Here is a 19,628-nt window from a genome sequence, read left to right on the forward strand (position 1 = left end):
CGCGGCGGGCCGCGCGCTACTTCTTGGCGTCCTTCTTGGTCTCGGTGTCGCCCGACAGCGCCGCGATGAAGGCCTCCTGCGGGACCTCGACCCGGCCCACCATCTTCATGCGCTTCTTGCCCTCCTTCTGCTTCTCGAGGAGCTTGCGCTTGCGGGTGATGTCACCGCCGTAGCACTTGGCGAGCACGTCCTTGCGCATCGCACGGATCGACTCTCGCGCGATGATGCGCGCACCGATCGCGGCCTGGATCGGCACCTCGAACTGCTGGCGGGGAATGAGCTCGCGCAGCCGACCGGTCATGAGCACGCCGTAGGCGTAGGCCTTGTCGCGGTGCACGATCGCGCTGAAGGCGTCGACCTGCTCGCCCTGCAGCAGGATGTCGACCTTCACGAGGTCGGCCGCCTGGTCGCCGACCGGCTCGTAGTCGAGGCTCGCGTACCCGGCCGTCTTCGACTTCAGCTGGTCGAAGAAGTCGAAGACGATCTCGCCGAGCGGGATGTTGTACCGGATCTCGACGCGGTCCTCGCCGAGGTACTCCATGCCGAGCAGGCTGCCGCGGCGCGACTGGCAGAGCTCCATGATCGTGCCGACGTAGTCCTTCGGGGCGAGGATCGCGGCCTTCACCATGGGCTCGCGCACCTCGGCGATCTTCGCGCCCGTCGGGAACTCGCTCGGATTCGTGACGGTGACGGTCTTCTTGTCCTCGGTCGTGACCTCGTAGACCACGCTCGGCGCCGTCGCGATGATGTCGAGCCCGAACTCGCGGCGCAGCCGCTCGGTCACGATCTCGAGGTGGAGGAGGCCGAGGAAGCCGGCGCGGAACCCGAAGCCGAGCGCGACCGACGTCTCGGGCTCGTACACGAGCGCCGCATCGGAGAGCTTCAGCTTGTCGAGCGCCTCACGCAGCTCGGGATAGTCGCTGCCGTCGATCGGGTAGAGACCCGAGAACACCATCGGGAGCGGCTCGGTGTAGCCGGCGAGCGCCTCGGCGGCGGGCTTCACCGCCGTCGTGACCGTGTCGCCGACCTTCGACTGGCGTACGTCCTTCACGCCGGTGATGAGGTAGCCGACCTCGCCGACGCCGAGGCCCTTGGTGGGCGTGGGCTCGGGCGCGGAGACGCCGATCTCGAGGATCTCGTGCGTCGCGCGGGTCGACATCATCTGGATGCGCTCGCGCGGGTTCAGCTGGCCGTCGACCATCCGCACGTAGGTGACGACGCCGCGGTAGCTGTCGTAGACCGAGTCGAAGATCATCGCACGGGGCGCCGCGTCGGCGTTGCCGACCGGCGCGGGGATGCGCTCGACGACCCGGTCGAGCAGCTCCTCGACGCCGACGCCCGTCTTTCCGGAGACCTTCAACACGTCGTCGGGCGAGCCGCCGATGAGGTCGGCGAGCTCGCGCGCGTACTTCTCGGGCTCGGCCGCCGGAAGGTCGATCTTGTTGAGCACTGGGATGATCTCGAGGTCGTTCTCGAGCGCGAGGTAGAGATTCGCGAGGGTCTGCGCCTCGATGCCCTGGGCGGCGTCGACGAGCAGGATCGCCCCCTCGCACGCGGCGAGCGAGCGCGAGACCTCGTACGAGAAGTCGACGTGGCCGGGGGTGTCGATCATGTTGAGCGCGTACGCACGGCTCTCGCCCGAGGCATCCTCGACCTGCCACGGCATGCGCACCGCCTGGCTCTTGATCGTGATGCCCCGCTCGCGCTCGATGTCCATGCGATCGAGGTACTGCGCCCGCATGTCGCGATCGGACACGATGCCCGTGATCTGCAGCATGCGGTCGGCGAGCGTCGACTTGCCGTGGTCGATGTGCGCGATGATGCAGAAGTTTCGGATCAACGCGGGGTCGGTGGCGGCGGGCACCGGCGGGTTCACAGCTCTCGGAGACATCCTGTCGATTCTCCCATGATTCGGCTTCCGACTTTCGACGGATGCCTCGCGGCGGGCGCCGCGGCTACGCTCGCAGCATGAGCGCGACCCTGCCGAACCCGTCGCGCGGGGCCGAATCGGCGCTGCGCCCGGTGTTCATCGCGCTTCGGCTCGGGCTGCACCTGCTCGTCGTCGGGCTCACGCTCTTCGTCATCGTGCGGGCGCTCATCTCCGACGACACCGACGAGGTGCCGATCACGGTGCTCGCGATCGCGTTCCTCGCCTGCTACGGCGCGGGGGTCGCGACGGCGCACCGGCACCTGCCGACGTGGGCGCGCGTCGTCTGGCTCGTGATGCTCCTCGCGCTCTGGGTCGCGATGTCGGCGCTGACCCCCGACGCCGCCTTCCTCGCCTTCCCGCTGTTCTTCCTCGAGCTGCACGTGCTCGCCGCGCCGATCGCTGTGCCGCTCGTCGTCGTCACCTTCGGCCTCTCGGTCTGGGGCACGGCGAGCCACCTCGGCTACGAGGTCGGCTCGATCCTCGGACCGCTGATCAGCGCGGGCGTCGCGATCGTGATCGGCCTCGGCTACCGCGCGATGGCGCAGGAGACGAGGGAGCGCCAGGCGCTCATCCTCGACCTGATCGCGACGCGCGAGGAGCTCGCGGCCGCGAGCCACGAGGCCGGCACGCTCGCCGAGCGCGAGCGGCTCGCCCGCGAGATCCACGACACCCTCGCGCAGGGACTCTCGAGCATCCAGATGCTGCTGCATGCGGCCGAGCGGGACGTCTCGGACGAGAGCGTGCGTCAGAAGCTCGTGCTCGCCCGCGAGACCGCGGCCGAGAATCTCGGCGAGGCGCGCCGGTTCATCCGCGAGCTCACCCCGCCGTCGCTCGACGAGCAGACGCTGCCCGCCGCGCTCCGCCGGCTCGCCGAGGCCGTCGACGACCAGGCTCACCAGTCGGGCGCCGACACGCGCGTCGAGTTCGCGACGAGCGGCGACCCGGTCGTGCTGCCGATGGCGGTCGACGCGGCGCTGCTGCGGATCGCCCAGGGCTCGCTCGCGAACGTCGTGAAGCACGCCGACGCCCGCACGTGCTCGCTCACGCTGACCTACCTCGGCGACGAGGTCGCGCTCGACATCGTCGACGACGGCATCGGCTTCGACGTCGAGGCCGTCGCCCGACGCGCCGCGGCAGCCGCCGCGGACGGCACGACGGCCGCTGCCGGCGAGTACGGCCTCCGTTCGATCCGGCGGCGCGCCGAAGAGCTCGGCGGCCGATCCGACGTCGAATCCGCGCCCGGCGAGGGCACGGCGCTGTCGATCCGCATCCCGGTGGTGCCAGCATGATCCGGCTGCTGCTCGCCGACGACCACCCGGTGGTGCGGGCGGGCATCCGCGCGATGCTCGAACGCGAGGTCGATCTCGAGGTCGTCGGCGAGGCGTCCTCGGCCGAGGACGCGGTGCGTCTCGGCCGGAAGGGCGTCGACCTCGTCCTCATGGACCTCCAGTTCCCCGGCGCGATGCAGGGTGCGGAGGCGACCCGCCGGCTGCGCGCCGAGCCCGACGGACCGAGGGTGCTCGTGCTCACCAACTACGACACCGACGCCGACATCCTCGGGGCGATCGAAGCCGGCGCGAGCGGCTACCTCCTGAAGGACGCACCGCCCGAGACGCTCATCGCGGCCGTGCGCGCCGCCGCAGAGGGCGATCGGGCGCTCGCACCGGAGCTCGCCGCGAAGCTCGACGCCTCCCGCGCCACGGGCGAGCGCCTGACGGTGCGCGAGGCCGAGGTGCTCGCGCTCGTCGCCGAGGGGCGCACCAACCGCGAGATCGGCAAGTCGCTCTTCCTCAGCGAGGCGACCGTCAAGTCGCACCTCGTGCACATCTTCACGAAGCTCGGCGTCGGCTCGCGCACCGCGGCCGTCGCCCGGGCTCGTGAGATCGGGGCGATCAGGGCGGGGTGAGCATGGTCGGCGCCCGCATCGTGCTCGTGCACGGCATCCGAACCTCGGCCACGATGTGGCGGCGGCAGGTCGCCGCGCTCACGGCGCACGGCGTCGACGTCGTCGCGGTCGACCTGCCCGGGCACGGGTCGCGCATGGCCGAGGAGTTCTCGATCGACGCCGCGATGGCGGTGATCGAGGAGGCGCTGAACGCGCCGCAGACCGATGGGACGGCTCCGGATGCCGCGCCGCCGCGTCTGCTCGTCGGCCTCAGCCTCGGCGGCTACCTGTCGATCGAGTTCGCGGCGAGGCATCCGGATCGTCTCGACGGCCTCGTCGCGGCCGCGTGCGGGACCGTGCCTCGCGGGCCAGGTCTCGCCGCCTACCGGTCGATCGCCGCGGCCATCGCCCGTCTGCCCGATCGCGGACGATGGCTGAACGACGCGACCGCCGCCCTCTTCCTCGCGCCCGACGCGCTCGCCGATGTGGTCGCAGGCGGCGTCGCACTCGACGTGATGGCCCCCGCGCTCGCGGCCGTCGGGCACCTCGATCCGGTGGCGGCGCTCGACGCCGTCCGGGTGCCGATCTGGTTCGTGAACGGACGCTACGACCACTTCCGGCTGCAGGAACGGCGGCTGCTGCGCGCGGCGCACGACGCTCGGCTCGTCGTCGTGCCCGGGGCGACCCACCTCGTGAGCCTGACCGCGGCCGACGGCTTCACCGCGGTCGTGCTCGGCGCCGTCGCCGAGCTCGAACGGCGCGCCGCCGCCCGGCACCGCTGACCCGTTCGACCCGAAATGCTTGCCCTCCGCAGGCAACCGACGTAGCGTGTCGTCGGCGCATCGTTCGCATGGATAACCGATGCGCTGCAGATTCAGTGTCGAACCATGCATCGGTCAGGCAACGCCGGCCGGTGCGTCGATACGCATCAGCTGGCGGGGCCGAAAGGTGGTCCCAACGATGGTTCCCTCCCAGCTCTACCGTGCGACCGTCGTCGACACGCCCGTCAGCCCGTTCGAGGGCGGCGAGGCGCGCTACGACGCCGACAGTGCGATCGTCGTCGAAGGCGGCGTCATCCGCTTCCGCGGCGCATTCGACGAGGCATCCCGGCGGCACCCCGACGCGACGGTCGTCGACCTGCGCGACGGCGTGCTGCTTCCCGGGCTCGTCGACACGCACGTCCACTTCCCGCAGCTGCGTTCCATGGCGGGGCTCGGCCTGCCGTTGCTCGACTGGCTCGACCGGTACACCCTGCCCGAGGAGACGCGGTTCGTCGACGACGCGTACGCGCGCGAGGTCGCCCCGCAGTTCCTCAACGCGCTCGCGGCGGCCGGCACGACGAGTGCGCTCGTGTTCGGATCGCACTTCGCCGGCGCCATGCGCGAGTTCTTCGGCGCGTCGTCGTCGTCGGGCCTGCGCATCACGAGCGGGCTCGTCGTCGGCGACCGGATGCTGCTCGACGGGCTCTACACGACGCCCGAGCGAGCGCGTGAGGAAGCGGCCGCCCTCGTCGAGGCATGGCACGGCCGGGGCCGCCTGCGCTATGCGGTCACGCCGCGGTTCTCATTGTCGGCGTCCGACGACCTGCTCGCCGCGTGCAGCGACACGTTCGCCTCGCGCGACGACCTCTGGTTCACCTCGCACCTCAACGAGAACCCCGCCGAGGTCGACACGGTCGCAAGCCTCTTCCCCGACCGCCGCGACTACCTCGACACGTACGATCACCACGGGCTCGTGAACCGCCGTTCGGTCTTCGCGCACAGCGTGCACACGACGGTGCCCGAACTCGCCAGGATGGCGGAGGCGGGCGCCTCGGTCGCGCACTGCCCGACGTCGAACTCGGCGCTCGGCAGCGGGCTGTTCCCGTTGCGTCGCCATCTCGACGCCGGCGTGCGCGTCGCGCTCGGCACCGATGTCGGGGCCGGCAACGGGTTCAGCCTGTTCAAGGACGGCATCCAGGCGTACTTCATGCAGATGCTGCTCGGCCCCGACGGCGTGCAGCTCGAGCCCGCGCATCTCCTCTACCTCGCGACGCTCGCCGGAGCCGAGGCCCTCGGGCTCGAAGGTGTCGGCCATCTCGGCGTCGGCATGCAGTTCGACGCGATCCACGTGCGCCCGGCGCCGGGCTCGGCGTACGACATCGTGCTGTCGCGCTCGGAGTCGGCGGGCGACGTGCTCGCCCGCACGTTCGCACTGGCGACCACCCATGATGTCGCTGCGACATGGGTCGGCGGCGACCTCGTGCACGCGCGCTCGTCGGCCCTCGGCGACGAGGGCGCCTCGGCCCAGACCGACCCGGTTCCGCTGCACGGGTGATGCCGGCGGTCGGATCGTCCTGCGACCCGCCCGGCAGTCCCGCTTTGGTGGGCCGCCGGGCGAACTGGTAGTGTTGTGTGTTGGCTTCCGTGTGGGTCCCACCCCGCACGAGACGCCGTGGCGGCCCCTCTACCGTTCACGGCACCTCCCGTACCCGCACGAACGAAAGAATCACACGTGGCAAACATCAAGTCGCAGATCAAGCGCATCCGCACCAACCGCAAGGCCGAAGAGCGCAACAAGGCCGTCAAGAGCGAGCTCAAGACCGTCGTGCGCGCCGCCCGCGAGGCCATCGCCTCGGGCGACAAGGACAAGGCCACCGCCGCCGTGCGCGTCGCCTCGCGCAAGCTCGACAAGGCCGTGTCGAAGGGCGTCATCCACCAGAACCAGGCCGCGAACCGCAAGTCGGCGATCGCCAAGCAGGCCGCCGCGCTCTGATTCTCAGCAGTTTCGCATGAAGGCCCCGCTTCGGCGGGGCCTTCGTCGTCTCCGGGACGGCTCGTGGCCGGCCGTGCTCACCTCATCGCCGCACTCCTTCGAAGGCCAGCCATGCGGCCCGACACCTCGACGCCCGAAACTCGACACTCGACGCTCGAACTCGAGTGCACTTCACGCCTCGAATCGGGCGACGACGGCGCCCCCGATACGCGAGGCCTCACGCTTCGGTGCGGGCTCGGAGCGACTAGCGGCGACCGCGGGCGGCGATGACGCCGACGAGGCGCTCGAGTGCGAACACGGGGTCGCGTTCGGCGCCCTTGACCGCTGCGTCGGTCGCGGCGAGGGTCTCGATCGCGACACCGAGGCCCTCGTCGGTCCAGCCGACGAGGTCGCGACGCGCTCGGTCGACCTGCCACGGCGCCATGCCGAGGGATGACGCGAGCTGAGCGCCGCCGCCGCGCGAACCGGACACCTTCGCCATCGTGCGCAGCTTCATCGCGAACGCCGCGACCATCGGCACCGGGTCGGCGCCGCTGTCGAGCGCGTGCCGGAGCGCGATCAACGCCTCACCGTGGCGCCCGGCGATCGCGGCATCGGCGACGGCGAACGCGTTCGTCTCGACCCGACCGCCGTAGTAGCGGGCGACGACCGCCTCGGAGATGTCGCCGGGAGCGTCGGCGATGAGCTGCCGGCACGCGGCCGAGAGCTCGCGGAGGTCGTCGCTGAACGCCCCGACGAGAGCCCGAAGGGCGCCCGGCGCGATCTTGCGGCCGGCCGCTCGGAACTCCGCCGCCGCGAAGTCCTGCTTCTCGGAGTCCTTCTTCAGCTCGGCGCAGACGATCTCGATGCCGCCGCCGGTGCCCGCCCGGATCGCGTCGAGCAGCTTCTTGCCGCGCACCCCGCTTCGATGGCGCAGAACGAGCGTCGTCGAGTCGGCCGGCTGCTCGAGGTAGGCGAGCGCATCGAGCAGGAAGTCGTCGCTCGCCTTCTCGACCGCACTCACCCGGATCAGTCGAGGTTCGCCGAAGAGCGACGGGCTCGCGAGCGTGAGCAGCTCGCCCCGCCGATACCCGTCGGCCTCGAGGTCGCTGACCTCGAGCGCGGGGTCTTCGGCCCGCAGGAAGTCGCGGAGCAGGCCGATCGCGCGTTCGGCGAGCACGTCTTCGGCACCGGTCACGAGCACGATCGGCGCAGGTCGAACGGCGTGCCAGGCGAGTTGCGGGATCACGACCTTCGAACGCGCCGAAGCGCCACCGCGTGCTGCCACCCGTGCCTCCGTTCCGCGCTCCAGTCTACGGGCGGCCACCGACCCCACCCGCCCGTTCGCTCCAGACCGCGAAGCCGCCGGCGGTCGCGTCGACTGCGATCGATCCCATCTCGTCGGTGCGCAGCGCCGTCGTGCCGGCCAGCTCGAGCAGGTCGAGCGCCCGCTCGGTCGGGTGCCCGTAGCCGTTGTCGGCGCCGACCCCGACGAGCCCGATCGCCGCGTGCAGGCGTTCGTAGAGGCGGTCGCTCTGGTCGGACGACCCGTGGTGGGCGACCTTGACGAGGTCGACGTCGCCGATCGTGGCCGACCGCAGCATGCGATCCTGCGACTCCTCGCCGAGATCGCCGAGGAAGACGCCCCGATAGCCGGGCGAGACGAGGTCGAGCACGACGCTCGCGTCGTTGCCGGGTTGCGCCTCGGGCTGCGGCCACAGCACCCGCCAGCTCGACACGCCGAGCGTGCCGTGCACGCCGGCGGTGACCTCGACGGCCCGCGCTCCCGACACGACGAGCGGCTCGAGGACTCGTGACGAGCGATCGCCGTCGAGCGGGCCGTGCAGCACGGTGCCCGCGCGGCCGAGGATCGCCGGCGTTCCGCCCACGTGGTCGGCGTCCCAGTGGGTCAGTACGACGAGGTCGAGACGATCGACGCCGAACAGCTCGAGGCACCTGGTGAGCGCGGCCGCGTCGGGCCCGGTGTCGATGAGGGCGACGGACGTGCTCGAACGCACGAGCACGGCATCTCCCTGCCCGACGTCGCAGGCTGCGACATCCCATTGCGCGGGTCTCGTCGCGCGGGCGACGAACGGGGCACCGCCCGCCAGGCCGACCGTGACCGCGACGGTCACGACCAGCAGGCTCGCGATCGACACGCGACCGCGTCGCGACAACGGCGGCCCCATCACGAGCCGCAGCGCGAGTACCGTGCACACCGCGAGGAGCACGGCGCCCGCGGCATCGGGGAGCCAGGCCAGCCTCCCGCCGGGCAGGGACGCGCCCGTGTGGGCGACGACCGCGATCCATTGCGCCGGCCACCACGCGAGCTGCATCGCCGCGAACCCCACCGAGGGCAGCACCGGCAGCAGCAGGCAGCCGATCAGTCCTGCGATGGTGCCGACGGGCGCCGCCGGTGCCGCCAGCAGGTTCGCGGGAACGCCGTAGACCGCGATCGCCGGGTCGAGCAGCACGAGCACGGGCTGGCAGGCGAGCTGCGCGGCGAGCGGCACGCCCAGCACGAATGCGAGCGGCGTCGGCATCACCCGAGCGAGCGCCGTCGAGAGCGGCGCCGCGAGCAACAGCAGGCCGGCCGTCGCGCAGACCGACAGCGCGAATCCGTAGTCGCGCGCGTACCACGGATCGACGACCAGCAGCACGACGACGGCCAGCGCGAGGGCCGCCACTCCCCCGCCGGGACGGCCGACGGCCAGCGCCGCCAGCACGACGACGGCCATGACCGCGGCACGCACGACGCTCGACTCGGGGGTCACGAGCACGACGAACGCCGCGAGGGCGACGAGCGCAACGAGCACCCGGATGCCACGGCGCAGGCCCGCCGCGGCGGCCACCGCGAACGCTGCCGCGGTGATGATGGCGCAGTTCGCGCCCGAGACGGCGGTCAGGTGACTGAGCGAACTCGCCTTCATGTCGTCGTCGAGTTCGGCGCCGACCGCGCTCGTGTCGCCGATCGCAAGTCCGGGCACGAGCGAACCGCCGTCGCCGTCGAGACGGGACGCGGCATCGGCGAACCGGGTGCGCAGCTCGCCGCTCCACGCGAGCCACGGCGGCGGCGGCTCGACGACGACGTCGCCGTCGGCATGCAGGTCGAACGCCGCGCGCTCCGCGCCGGGTGATGCGGTCGCCCGACCGGTGAAGGCGAGCCGTGCACCGAGCTGGAGCTCGGCGGGCACGGCTTCGACGACACCGCTCACCGGGATCGCTCGGGTCGCCCGGCCGTCGACCGCGACCAGCCGGCCCTCGAAACGCAGTGAGGCCGTCGCCCGCGGACGGGGCGCGTCCCCGGTCGCGGTCGGCCCGGCGATGCCGGCCGCTGCGCCGCCACGCCCATCGACCGCCGAAGGGGACGCCGCGGCCGGAGTCGCGGCACCCCCGTCGGTGGCAGGGCCCCACATCGTCATGAGCCGACGCGGCGCCGCGGTCAATTCGACGACCACCGCGATGCCCTCGCGCTCCGCCGCCGCCGTCGCGAGCGGCGACGAACTCCGCGCTCCGAGGGCGCCCGACGCGCTCGTCGCCACGAGCGCGGCGACCGCCGCGCAGACGAGCGCGGTCGCGGCGATCGGCCGCCGCGTGCGGAGCGCGACGACGAGCGCGAGGACCGCCGCCCTCCAGGTCGCACCAGCCACGACCCCCGCATCGAGCCCGATGTCCGGGGAGAGCACCGCCAGCCAGGCGCCGGCCCACGCCGTGCAGGCCGGGGCCGCGAGCCGCAGACCGGGCATGGTCAGAGCGCCACGAGGTCGACGAGCCCCGAGTACACCGCATCGCCGATGCCCGCGACGTCGAGCAGCTGGTCGGTGCTCGTGAACGGTCCGTTCGCCTCGCGCCAGTCGATGATGCGCTGCGCCAGTGCCGGACCGATGCGCGGCAGCGTGTCGAGCTCGGCGACGTCGGCGGTGTTGAGGTGCACCTTGCCGTCGCCCGCGCCGCCCGACCCCGTGCCCCCGGCGGCAGCACCGTCGCCGGCGGCACCGGCGGCCGGGACCTCGCCGACCTTCGGCACGATCAGCTGCTCGCCGTCGGCGACCGCCCGAGCCAGGTTCACCCCGGCCGGGTCGGCCTCGGCCGTGAGGCCGCCGGCGGCGGCGATCGCGTCGACGACGCGCGCGCCCTCGTCGACCTGCACGATCCCAGGACTCGCGACCGCGCCGAGCACGTGCACGAGCACGACGGGCGGTGCAGCGGTCGCGACCGTCGCGGCCGCATCACCGAAGGCACCAGCACCCGACGCACCGTTGCCCGCGAACCCGACCTCGCCCTGTTCGCCGCCGCCCGATGCCGCGAACGACATCACCGCGGCGACGACGACCGCCGCGATGAACAGCGCGACAGCGGCGCCCACGCCGAGGCGCACGCGCGGCGACGCCCGCCGCGCGGACGGGTCGAGCACGGCCGACGGGTCCGGCGAGGAGTTGGGCGGCATGCCCGCACGCTATGCGCCGAGGACCGAGGACGAGCGACGATCGGCCGCCGACGTGCGAATTCGGCCGACGATCGCGCCTGTCGAGGACGAGTCGACGGCGAGCTGCGGACGAACCCGGCGAGACGGCGTCGAACGGACGGGTCGAGCGACGCCGATCCGGGCGAGATCCCTACGCCGCGACGGCCTCGCGAGGCCACTCGCGGCCGAACCGCGCGAGGTGGTGCCACACGTACTTCACGAGCTGCGGGTCGAATCCGCCCGCGACGCGCGCACGACCGACGACCGCCGGCGTGAGCATGCCGTCGACCGCGATGCGCCGGGCGACGTCGACGGCCTCCTCGCCGCGATACTCCGGGTTGGCTTCGACGGTCTCGAGTCCGAGTCGGTAGCCGGGGTGGCGTTCGATGACGAGGCCGGCGTCCTCGGCGAGGCGAAGGGTCGCCTCGTCATCGAAGCTCGGGTCGAGCACGATCGCCTCGACGTCGTCGGGCACCGAGACGCCCCCGTGCACCTGCGCCTCGATGTAGCGGTTGAGCAGTTCATCGACGACGTCGGCGTGGTATTCGTCGAGCAGCCCCATCCGGTCGGCGACCCCGAACAGCGCGGGCTCGAACGCGCTGTCGGGATACGTGAACGTCGCACGCCGCAGGGCCTCCGGCCGGAGGCGCAGGTAGGCCGAGCCGAATCGCGGCGCCGCGCCGTACGCGTCGCCGTCGAGGTTCAGCGCGCCGTAGGCCGGGCGGAGTGCCCCGTCGTGCGCGTCGTACGCGCCGGAGAACAGGCGGCTCTCCCAGTTCCAGCGGTCGCCGCCCGGAACGGCCGTCAGCCCGCCGTTGCTCGTGCCGGTGACGAACTGCGAGGCGTAGCGTCCCTCCTCCAGGATGCGCCGCAGCACGGGCTTGCCGTGAAGGTCGGAATCGGGGTGGAAGTGCAGGACGAGCCGGGCGTCGGTCGGCACCGCGCGGCCGGGCTTCGAGCGAGCGGCGACGGCGGTGAGGGCGGCGTGCCAGGGTTCGGGTCGATGGTCCATCCGTCGATTCTGGCAGGCGGTCCCGCCGCCGGGCGTCGTATGACGCCGATGCCGACAGCCCGCCCGAACGTGGCACGGCCACCGCCCGGACGGGCTGTCGAACGGTGCGATCGACGCGGTCGGCGCTACCCCCGCGTCGCGATGTTGACGAGCTTCGGCGCGCGCACGATGACGTTCACGATCTCGCGCTCCCCGATCGTGCGCACCACGGCCGCGGAGCCGCGTGCGAGCTGTTCGAGCTCCTCCGCCGAGATCTTCGGCGACACCTCGAGCCGGTCGCGCACCTTGCCGTCGACCTGCACGATCGCGGTCACCTGGTCTTCGACCAGCAGCGCCGGGTCGGCCTTGCGCCACGGCACGAGGGCGACCGTCGGCTCGTAGCCGAGTCGCTGCCACATGTCCTCCGCCGTGTAGGGCGCGAACAGGTCGAGCACGATCGCCGTCACCTCGGCCGCCTCGCGCACGGCCGCGTCGCCAGCGCCGGGACCGGAGTCGATCGCCTTCCGCGTCGCGTTCACGAGCTCCATGAGCCTCGCCACGATGACGTTGAACTTGTACGACTCGGCCAGCCCCGCAGCATCCGCGAGCAGTCGGTGCGTGACCCGGCGCAGCGCCCGGTCGCCGGTCGACCAATCGACGCCGGGCGCCGAGGTCACCTCGCCGGCGATGCGCCACGCGCGCGCCAGGAACTTCGCGGAACCCACCGGCGAGACGTCCGCCCAGTCGATGTCGTCCTCCGGCGGACCGGCGAACGCGAGCGTGACCCGAAGCGCGTCGGTGCCGTGCGCCGAGAGCTCGGAGGCGAACTCGACGAGGTTGCCCTTCGACTTCGACATCTTCGAGCCGTCCATGAGCACCATGCCCTGGTTCAGGAGCGAGGTGAACGGCTCGGTGAAGCTCAGGTAGCCGAGGTCGAACAGCACCTTCGTGATGAAGCGCGAGTACAGCAGGTGCAGGATCGCGTGCTCGACCCCGCCGACGTACTGGTCGACCGGCGCCCACTTCTCGGCCTGCGCCGGGTCGAACGCCTGCGTGTCGTCGTTCGCGTTCAGGTACCGCAGGTAGTACCAGGAGCTGTCGACGAAGGTGTCCATGGTGTCGGAGTCGCGCTTGGCCGGGCCGCCGCAGTTCGGGCACGCCACGTTCACCCAGTCCTCGGCTGCGCCGAGCGGGCTCGAGCCCTTCGGCTTCAGGTCGAGGCCGGCGGCCTCGGGCAGCCGCACGGGCAGCTCCGACTCGGGTACCGGCACCTCGCCGCACTCGGCGCAGTGGATGATCGGGATCGGGGTGCCCCAGAAGCGCTGGCGCGAGATCAGCCAGTCGCGCAACCGGAAGTTCTTGGCCGCGCGACCGGTGCCGCGTTCGTCGAGGATCTCGATCGCGCGACGGATCGCGTTCGACTTCGAGAGGCCGTCGAGCGGGCCCGAGTTGATGAGGCGGCCCTCGCCGGTGAGCGCGGTGCCGGTACCCGCGGGATCGAGCGGCGGCAGGTCGTCGGGCAGGTACGGGTCGCCGTGCTCGTCGAGCGGGATGACCGGGATGACGCCCGTCACCGGCGCATTGGTGTCGACCACGACGCGCACCGGCAGCCCGAAGGTGCGTGCGAAGTCGAGGTCGCGCTGGTCATGCGCGGGCACGGCCATGATCGCGCCGTGGCCGTAGTCGGCCAGCACGTAGTCGCTCGCCCAGATCGGCAGGCGCTCGCCGTTCAGCGGGTTGACCGCGTAGCGCTCGAGGAAGACGCCCGTCTTCGGACGGTCGGTCGCGAGGCGCTCGATGTCGCTCTCGGCGCGCACCGAGTCGAGGTAGTCGTCGAAGCGCTGCTTCACCTCGGCCGACGCGCCCTCGGCGAGCTCGGCCGCGAGCGGCGAGTCGACGGCGACGACCATGAACGTGGCGCCGTACAGGGTGTCTGGACGGGTCGTGAACACGGGCACGCGCTCGGCGCGCCCTTCGATCTCGAACTCGACGTCGGCGCCGGCCGAGCGCCCGATCCAGTTCCGCTGCATCGAGACGACCTTCGACGGCCAGGTGCCCTCGAGCTGGTTGAGGTCGTCGAGCAGGCGGTCGGCGTAGTCGGTGACGCGGAAGTACCACTGGGTCAGGGCCTTCTTCGTGACGACCGCACCGCAGCGCTCGCAGTGGCCGTCGACGACCTGCTCGTTCGCGAGCACCGTCTGGTCGTTCGGGCACCAGTTGACCTGGCCCGCCTTGCGATAGGCGATGCCCTTCTCGTAGAGCTTCAGGAACAGCCACTGGTTCCACTTGTAGTACTCGGGGTCGCTCGTGTGCAGCTCTCGCGACCAGTCGAAGCTCGGCGCGTACTGGCGGAACGAGGCCTTCTGCTGGGCGATGTTCGCGTAGGTCCACTCGCGAGGGTCGGCTCCGCGCTTGATGGCCGCGTTCTCGGCCGGCAGGCCGAACGAGTCCCAGCCGATCGGGTGCAGCACATCGAAACCCTGGTGGCGCCAGTAGCGCGCGGCGATGTCACCGAACCCGAACGCCTCGGCGTGGCCCATGTGCAGGTCGCCCGACGGGTACGGGAACATGTCGAGCACGTACTTGCGCGGCCGCGTGTCGCCTGCCGCCCCGGCGCGGAAGGGCTCGAGCTCGTCCCACACGGGAAGCCACTTCGCCTGGATCGCGGCGAAGTCGTACGCGCCGGGCTCGGCGTTCGCGGGGTCGTGATCGTGTGCCACGTGACTCTCAATCGTGTGTCGCTCGGCGGGCGCGGCCCGCAGGTCTCGGGCGCGCCGGATCGCGGCGCACTCGGGTATCAAGACTAGTCAATCCAGGCGGGTGGATGCCTCGCCGAGGGCTGCGAGCAGGGCCCGAGCCTTGATGCGCGTCTCCTCGATCTCCTCCTCGGCGACCGACAGCGCGGTGATGCCGCCGCCCGTGCCGATCGACGCCCCGCTCGGGGCGATGACGATCGACCGGATGACCATCGCGAGGTCGGCGCCGCCGTCGACGCCGAGGTAGCCGAAGGCGCCCGAGTAGACGCCGCGCGGCCCCTGCTCGAGCTCGTGCAGGATCGTCATGGCGCTGCGCTTGGGCGCGCCGGTCATCGACCCTGCGGGGAACGCGGCGCGCACGACGTCGAGCGCGTCCACTGGCGGCACGATTCGCGCACGCACGGTCGAGACGAGCTGGTGCACGTGCCGGTACTCCTCGACCTCGAGCAGCCCCTCGACGCTCACGCTGCCGAGCTCGGCGATGCGGCCGAGGTCGTTGCGCATGAGGTCGACGATCATGAGGTTCTCGGCGCGCTCCTTGTCGCTCGCGAGGAGCTCGTCGCGGAGCGCGGCATCCCGCACCGGATCGGCGTCGCGCGGCCGGGTGCCCTTCATCGGCTTCGTCGACACGAGCCCGGACGGCTCGATGTGCAGGAACTGCTCGGGCGACGCGCTGAGCAGGGCGAACTCGCCGAACCGGAGGTAGCCGCCGTGATGGCTCGGGCTCGTCGCGCGCAGTGCGAGGTAGGTCTCGGCCGGATAGGGGTGCACGTCGAGGTCGACCCGGTTCGTGAGGCACAGCTGATAGGCGTCGCCGCGCACGATCGCCGCCTGGCACTCGTCGATGAGCCGACCGTAGGCCGCCGCGTCGTGCCGCCAGCGGGCGATGGGCGCAGCGGCAGGATGGCTCGCGCCGCCGCCCGCCACTGGGCCGGCACCGCTGGCGGGCCCGGCCGCCGGCTCCGCCGGCATCCGTTCGAGCGCCGACGCCCACTCGTCGGCCCACGCGTCGGCGTCGGGTGATTCGATCCAGAGCAGGCGCACCTCGCGCAGGGCGTGGTCGAACAGGGTCACCCGGTCGAGGAAGAGGAACGCCGCGTCGGGGGTCTCGGCCGGCGCGGTCGGAACGCCCTCGAGGTCGGCTCCGAGCTCGTAGCCGAACCATCCGAACCAGCCGAGCGGACCGGGGGCCTGAGCCCCCGGTGCGAGCGCGACGGGCGGCTGGGCGAGCGCATCGGCGAGCAGCTCGAAGACGCGCCCGCGCCGCACGACGCCGGCATCACCGGGCGAGGCCGGGCGGGCGATCGTGACGGTGCCGGCCGAGAGGTCCGCGGTGACGACGTCGCTCCCGGCATGGGCGGCACCGAGCACGCTCACTCCGCTCGACCCCTCGTCGCCCCCGTCGAGCCAGACCACGTGGTCGAGCTGCGCGAAGCGGTCGGCGAAGACCGCGCGTGGCGTGCGCCACTCCGGCAATGCGCGCGAACGCAGGCGAGGAGGCATCCACACAGCCTACGGCGCGACGCGCGTCGCCGGCTCGCGGCCGGCCTCTCCGACGAGACGGCCGCCGTCGATCGTGACGATGCGGTCCACGAGCGACGGGTCGACCGGCGTATGCGAGATGAGGACGACGGTGCGGTCGGCACCGGCCGCCCCGAGGAGCTCGCGGAGCAGCGAGTCGGCGCGCTCGCGATCGACGTTCGCGGTCGGCTCGTCGAGCACGAGCACGGGGAACCCCGCGAGCATCGCTCGCGCGAGGGCGAGGCGCTGCGCCTGGCCGCCCGACACGAGCGCGCCGCGCTCGCCGACCTTCGCTCCGAGGCCGCCTCGTTCGGCGAGCCAGTCGCCGAGGCCGACCCGTGCGAGCACGTCGACGAGTTCGTCGTCGCTCGCGGTGTCGCGGGCGAAGAGCAGGTTCTGGCGAACGTCCTCGTCGAAGAGCCACGGCGACTGCTCGACGAGCCCGACGAGGCGGCGGACCTCGGACGGGTCGAGCCGCGCCGTGTCCACCCCGTCGATCAGGTACGAGCCGTCGGCGACGTCGAGGAACCGCACGAGCACGTGCGCGAGGGTCGTCTTGCCCGACCCGGAGGGTCCGCGCACGAGCACCCGCTCCCCCGGTGCGAGCTCGAGATCGATGCCCGACAGCGCGGCACCCCGCGAGCCGGGCCATGCGGCGCCCACGGCTCGGAGCGTCAGGCGGGGCGGCCCGTCGGTCGCCGGCACGACGTCGGGCTCGAGCGGCGCGGCCGGGAGCTCGGCGGGGACCTCGTCGGGGACGGCGCTCGCGACCCGCTCGGCGCTCACCCGGGCGAGGCGCCACGCGGTCACCGCCGGCGGCAGGGCCGCGGCGATCTCGGCGATCGCGAGCGGCACGAGGCACAGCACCGCGAAGGTCGGGCCGTCGATGCGCCCCTCGGCGAGCAGCGACTGACCCGCCGTGAGGCTCGCCGCCACCGCGAAGCCGCCGATCGCCGCCATGAGCGCCGCAGCGGCGCCGGCGGCCGAGGCGTTCGCGCGCGTGTGCCGTGCGAGGCGCTCGCCGAGTCGCTCGATGCGCCGACGGCTCGCGGCGGCCGCATCGAAGGCGACGAGCATGTCGAGCGACTGCACGTGTTCGACCACTGCGGCCTGCAGCTCGCCGCGAAGGGGCGCCAGTCGCCGCTCGGCCCGGGCTGCGACCGCGCGCTGGACGAGCACCGTCGCACCGAGGCCGGCCACGAGGCATCCGGCGATCGCGAGCGCCGAGCCCGGCGAGACCAACGAGACGCCGACGACCGCCGCGACGAGGACGACCGATGCGCTCGCGACGGGCTGCACCGCGCGAAGCGGCACGTTCTGCAGTTCGTCGACGTCGCCGGTGAATCGCGCGAGGAGCTCCCCGCGTCGAAGGTCCGCGATGCCGTCGGGCGCGACCGGCAGCATGCGCTCGAAGACGCCGGTCCGGATCTCGGCGAGCTGGCGGAACGCCGCATCGTGTCCGGTCAGCCGCTCGAGATAGCGGAACACCGCGCGGCCGAGCGCGAACGCGCGCACGCCCACGATCGCGAGCGACAGGTACAGCACCGGCGGCTGCTCGGCCGCGCGCGCGATGAGCCAGGCGGAACATGCGATGAGGGCCACGACCGATCCGCCGGACGCTGCGCCGAACAGCACCGACGGGAGCAGCCGGCGAAGCGGCGGGATGCTCGTGCGGAGCACGGATCGGGTGCGATCAGACATGGGCGGCCTCCGTGGAGACGACGACGTCGGCCACCGCCATGAGCTCGGGCCGATGCGTGGCGACGAGCACGATGCGCCCGGTCGCGGCGAGCCCCCGGAGCTCGGCGGCGAGCTCGGCCTCGCGGCTCGCATCCTGAGCGGACGTGGGCTCATCCAGGAGCAGCAACGGCAGGTCGCGGGCGAGCAGGCGGTGCACCGCCCGGGCGATGGCGACCCGCTGCGCCTGGCCGCCCGACAGTCCGCTGCCGCCCGGGCCGAGTCGGCGATCTGCGGGCACGTCGACGCCCGCGACCCGCAGCGCCGTGTCGAGGAACGCCGGATCGGCCGACTCGTCGCCGAGTCGCACGTTCATCTCGACGGTGCCGGCGACGAGTGTCGGCGTCTGGCCCGCCCAGGCGATGCGGTCGAACCCGTGCCCGTCGAGCTCGCGGCCCTCCAGCTCGATGACGCCCTCGTGCGGCACGAAGCCGAGCAGTGCCGCGAACAGGGTCGACTTGCCGCTGCCGCTCTCGCCGACGACGGCGGCGAGTCGTCCCGTCGGCACCGCGAACGAGCGGCCGTCGATCACGACGCGCTCGTCGCGCCGCACCGTGACCCCGGCGAGGGCCAGGCCCTCGCCGGCGGTGGAACGGCCGCGGGCTCCCGATCCGGGAGCGTGCTGGATCGGGGATGCCTCGTCGCCGGCGCCCTCGGCCGCCTCGAGGAGCTCGAACGCGTCGGCGGCCGCGGTGACCCCCGCCGCCGAGGCGTGGAACGCGGCGCCGACGTTGCGCAGCGGAAGGAAGACCTCGGGTGCGAGCACGAGCACGAAGATGCCGGCGGCGAGCGCCATGTCGCCCGAGACGAGCCGCAGCCCGATCGACACCGCGACGAGGGCGACCGAGAGGCTCGCGGCGAGCTCGAGCGTGAACCCCGAGAGGAAGGTCACGCGCAGGACCTTCATCGTGTGCTTCCGGTAGTCGTCGGTCACCGCGCGGATGCGCCCCACCTGCCGCTGTGCGCGCCCGTAGAGCAGCAGCGTCGAGAGGCCGCCGACGACTTCGAGGAAGCCCCGTGACAGCGTCGACAGGCTGTCCCACTGGCGTCGCTGCACACGCTCGGTCGCCATGCCGATGAGCGCCATGAACACGGGGGTGAGCGGCAGCACGATGACGAGCACGAGCCCCGACAGCGGGTCGGCGATCCACGCCGCGGCGATGCACGCCGGGGTCGCGACCACGGTGAGGACGAGTTGCGGGAGGTAGCGGCCGAAGTAGTCGTCGAGCGCGTCGACGCCAGGGCCCAGCAGCGTCGCGATCCGTGCCGTGGGGAATCCGGCGATGCCCGCGGGGCGCCGCTCGAGGGCGGCCAGCAGGTCGGACCGAAGTTCGCCCTTCACGCGCATCGCACCGCTCGAGCCGACCACCTCCCATCCCCACGCGCCCAGGGCGCGCACCGTCGCACCGCAGACGAGCAGTGCGAGGAGGAGGCGCACCTCGTCGATCGGCATTCCGTCGATGAGCCCGGAGACGAGCCCGGCGATCGCCCAGGCGATCGCGATGATCGCGGCGGCCTGCACGACGGCGAGCGCCCCGCCCGCGACGAGGAAGCCGCGGGCGGCGCGCGAGCGCCTGACGAGCCTGGGGTCGAGTGGTTTCACGCCTGCA

Annotated in this window: 14 protein-coding genes; 5 read left to right on the plus strand and 9 right to left on the minus strand. The window is 72.5% G+C overall.

Annotated features, from left to right (window positions below; all coding sequences use genetic code 11):
* Window positions 1–16: 16 nt before the first annotated feature.
* Window positions 17–1,891 carry a translation elongation factor 4 gene (lepA, locus tag PX701_RS06995; RefSeq protein ID WP_231431165.1) on the minus strand — a complete coding sequence of 625 codons (1,875 nt, stop codon included), beginning with the start codon at window positions 1,889–1,891 and terminating at the stop codon, window positions 17–19.
* 77 nt (window positions 1,892–1,968) lie between these two features.
* Here lepA and PX701_RS07000 point away from each other — a divergent pair, with 77 nt between their 5' ends.
* The 5 genes from PX701_RS07000 to rpsT all read left to right on the plus strand — a co-directional run bounded on the left by PX701_RS07000 (window position 1,969) and on the right by rpsT (window position 6,569).
* On the plus strand, window positions 1,969–3,219 hold the full coding sequence (locus PX701_RS07000; RefSeq protein ID WP_231431166.1) for a sensor histidine kinase: 1,251 nt from the start codon (window positions 1,969–1,971) through the stop codon (window positions 3,217–3,219).
* Window positions 3,216–3,836, plus strand: a complete 621-nt coding sequence (locus tag PX701_RS07005) for a response regulator (protein WP_231431167.1) — start codon at window positions 3,216–3,218, stop codon at window positions 3,834–3,836. The genes PX701_RS07000 and PX701_RS07005 overlap by 4 nt, the downstream gene beginning before the upstream one ends.
* Window positions 3,837–3,838: 2 nt before the next feature.
* Complete coding sequence (locus tag PX701_RS07010; protein WP_275505918.1) at window positions 3,839–4,597, plus strand: alpha/beta fold hydrolase; 759 nt, start codon at window positions 3,839–3,841, stop codon at window positions 4,595–4,597.
* A gap of 178 nt (window positions 4,598–4,775) precedes the next feature.
* Complete coding sequence (gene guaD / locus PX701_RS07015; protein ID WP_275505866.1) at window positions 4,776–6,131, plus strand: guanine deaminase; 1,356 nt, start codon at window positions 4,776–4,778, stop codon at window positions 6,129–6,131.
* Between the two features lie 177 nt (window positions 6,132–6,308).
* Window positions 6,309–6,569: a 30S ribosomal protein S20 gene (gene rpsT / locus PX701_RS07020; RefSeq protein ID WP_231431170.1), complete on the plus strand. Its 261-nt coding sequence runs from the start codon at window positions 6,309–6,311 to the stop codon at window positions 6,567–6,569.
* 244 nt (window positions 6,570–6,813) lie between these two features.
* Here the strand turns inward: rpsT and holA are convergent, their stop codons facing one another.
* From holA to cydD, 8 genes are all read right to left on the minus strand, one after another.
* Entirely contained in the window at window positions 6,814–7,836 is a 1,023-nt protein-coding gene (gene holA / locus PX701_RS07025) for a DNA polymerase III subunit delta (protein ID WP_275505867.1), read from the minus strand.
* Between the two features lie 25 nt (window positions 7,837–7,861).
* Window positions 7,862–10,294: an MBL fold metallo-hydrolase gene (locus PX701_RS07030; RefSeq protein WP_275505868.1), complete on the minus strand. Its 2,433-nt coding sequence runs from the start codon at window positions 10,292–10,294 to the stop codon at window positions 7,862–7,864.
* A 2-nt stretch (window positions 10,295–10,296) separates the two neighbouring features.
* Window positions 10,297–10,995: a ComEA family DNA-binding protein gene (locus PX701_RS07035; RefSeq protein ID WP_275505869.1), complete on the minus strand. Its 699-nt coding sequence runs from the start codon at window positions 10,993–10,995 to the stop codon at window positions 10,297–10,299.
* 169 nt (window positions 10,996–11,164) lie between these two features.
* Window positions 11,165–12,025 carry a DUF3626 domain-containing protein gene (locus tag PX701_RS07040; protein ID WP_275505870.1) on the minus strand — a complete coding sequence of 287 codons (861 nt, stop codon included), beginning with the start codon at window positions 12,023–12,025 and terminating at the stop codon, window positions 11,165–11,167.
* A 125-nt stretch (window positions 12,026–12,150) separates the two neighbouring features.
* Window positions 12,151–14,724, minus strand: a complete 2,574-nt coding sequence (gene leuS / locus PX701_RS07045) for a leucine--tRNA ligase (protein ID WP_275505871.1) — start codon at window positions 14,722–14,724, stop codon at window positions 12,151–12,153.
* An 87-nt stretch (window positions 14,725–14,811) separates the two neighbouring features.
* The gene (locus PX701_RS07050; protein ID WP_275505872.1) at window positions 14,812–16,263 is read right to left on the minus strand and encodes an anthranilate synthase component I family protein; all 1,452 of its coding nucleotides are present in this window, start codon (window positions 16,261–16,263) and stop codon (window positions 14,812–14,814) included.
* A gap of 9 nt (window positions 16,264–16,272) precedes the next feature.
* Window positions 16,273–17,982 (minus strand): thiol reductant ABC exporter subunit CydC, encoded by a 1,710-nt coding sequence (gene cydC, locus PX701_RS07055; RefSeq protein ID WP_275505873.1) that lies wholly within the window; start codon window positions 17,980–17,982, stop codon window positions 16,273–16,275.
* The gene (gene cydD / locus PX701_RS07060; protein ID WP_275505874.1) at window positions 17,975–19,621 is read right to left on the minus strand and encodes a thiol reductant ABC exporter subunit CydD; all 1,647 of its coding nucleotides are present in this window, start codon (window positions 19,619–19,621) and stop codon (window positions 17,975–17,977) included. Before cydD ends, cydC begins: the two co-directional genes overlap by 8 nt.
* Between the last annotated feature and the right edge of the window lie 7 nt (window positions 19,622–19,628).

It is taken from the genome of Agromyces chromiiresistens (assembly GCF_029167465.1).
GTDB classification, from domain to species: Bacteria; Actinomycetota; Actinomycetes; order Actinomycetales; family Microbacteriaceae; genus Agromyces; species Agromyces chromiiresistens.